Raw genomic sequence first — 1,599 nt, 5'->3', positions numbered from 1 at the left:
ACCCGCAGTGTGTTTCGCAGCCGCAGTACACCGGATGGTGGTGGCTACAACGAACTGCATGTGGAGGACCGCAAAGGTCACGAACTGATCTACCTGCGCGCCCAGCGAGACCTGGAGCAGAAGGTCGAGCGTGACAGCCGGCTGGAGGTGGGCGGTGAGTACACGGCCCGGGTCGCGGGCAACAGCATCACGGTACTGGAAGCAGAAGAGCATTTCACGGTACTGGCGGATCGCAAGGTTCAGCTCAAGGCCAGTGAGTACCTGGACGTGGGGGCCAGCAGCCACACCCGGATTGGGCAGACGCTGGTAGTGGAGGCGGGGCAACAGATACACCTGAGCTCCGGGTTGAAGGTAGTGCTTGAGGCCGGGGCCAGCCTCACCTTGAGGGCGGGAGGCCACCACCTGGTCATCAGCGCCGGAGGGATATTCAGCAGTACGGAAATTCAACTGGGCGGTGCACCCATGACCGGCACGGCTGCAGCCTCGGTGTTGCCTGGGCTGCCGCTTCTCAGCCTGCCGACCTACCTACCGCAAGTGCAGGCGGGCTCACTGTCGCCAGAAACAACCTGTGACTGCGGTGGTTTATGCGAGTGCCCAGTTCATCAATCAGGGAAGCCAGCATGATCACATCCATTACTTCACCGTTCGAGGCGCCTGTTGCGTCGGGAACCTTGTGCGTCATCCTCGACGCCTGTTTCGACATGAACCTGCCGACCACCCTCCAGCATGCCTATGGCTACACCGCCGCCTGTTGCGTGCCATTGTTCGAGGGCACGCCCTACGCCGGGCTGCAAGCCGCTGGCCCCTATGTGCTGCGCTGCCCGGCCCATGGCGAACTCGCCGACTACGCCCGTGGCCTGCTGGAGCGGGCCGATGCCGGGTATGTGGCGTACCTGGCGGACGGCGCCTCCCTTTCGCAGGCCGTAACACATTGGCGCAGCCTGCTGACGATGCGCACCGACACCTCCCTGCGGATGCTGCGTTTTTTCGATCCGCGCTGGCTCGAACCGTTGCTCACCAGCTTCGACGACCGTGAGCGGGCACATTTCATCGGCCCCTGCACTGACCTGGCCTGGCGCAACGAACTTGGCTGGCGTCACTGCGCCAACCCTTACCCCGAATGGGACGGCGAACTGCGTGCGCCGGGGTGGCTGTACCTGAGCCAGGCGCATCAGGCAGGGCTGGAACAGCGACAACTTGAGGTACTGGCGCAACGCCTGGCCCAGGACTATCAGCGGGCGTTACCCATGCCTGAACCGGTCGAGTTTGTGCTTCGACAACTGCTGGGCGCCCGGCGGGCGGGGTATTCGCACAGGCTTGATATGGAGCGCTGGTTACGCATAGCGCTGGTCAAGGGCGACCACTTCTGGCGTAACACGCCACACGCTGAATATCTGGTGCGTGATGACCTTGCCAGTGCGGACAAGCTCAGCGCGCTTGAACGCCTCTAACTGTAATAACGTACAAGGACGACAAACAGATGCTGGTTAACACCTACACCGTCAAAGCCGGCGACACGCTAGTGCTCATCGCCCAGCAGAATGGGTCTAGCGTGCCAGAGGTACTGGCGCTCAACCCGATCATCAAGGATCCCGATGT

2 protein-coding genes are annotated in these 1,599 nt (G+C 62.4%); both read left to right on the top strand.

The genetic code is table 11. The features are described from left to right. Positions 1–624: bacteriophage T4 gp5 trimerisation domain-containing protein (locus EKA13_RS27965; protein WP_425415186.1), on the top strand; the 624-nt coding region annotated here is incomplete at its 5' end. Further along, positions 621–1,451 (top strand): DUF4123 domain-containing protein, encoded by an 831-nt coding sequence (locus tag EKA13_RS27100; RefSeq protein ID WP_065762021.1) that lies wholly within the window; start codon positions 621–623, stop codon positions 1,449–1,451. The genes EKA13_RS27965 and EKA13_RS27100, both read left to right, overlap by 4 nt. The last annotated feature ends 148 nt before the right edge of the window (positions 1,452–1,599 follow it).

Origin of the sequence: Pseudomonas defluvii, from assembly GCF_001695625.1 — a bacterium.
Lineage (GTDB): Bacteria > Pseudomonadota > Gammaproteobacteria > Pseudomonadales > Pseudomonadaceae > Aquipseudomonas > Aquipseudomonas defluvii.
Note: the sequence above shows the minus strand (reverse complement) of the source record. Positions and strands in the feature narration are given on the sequence as shown.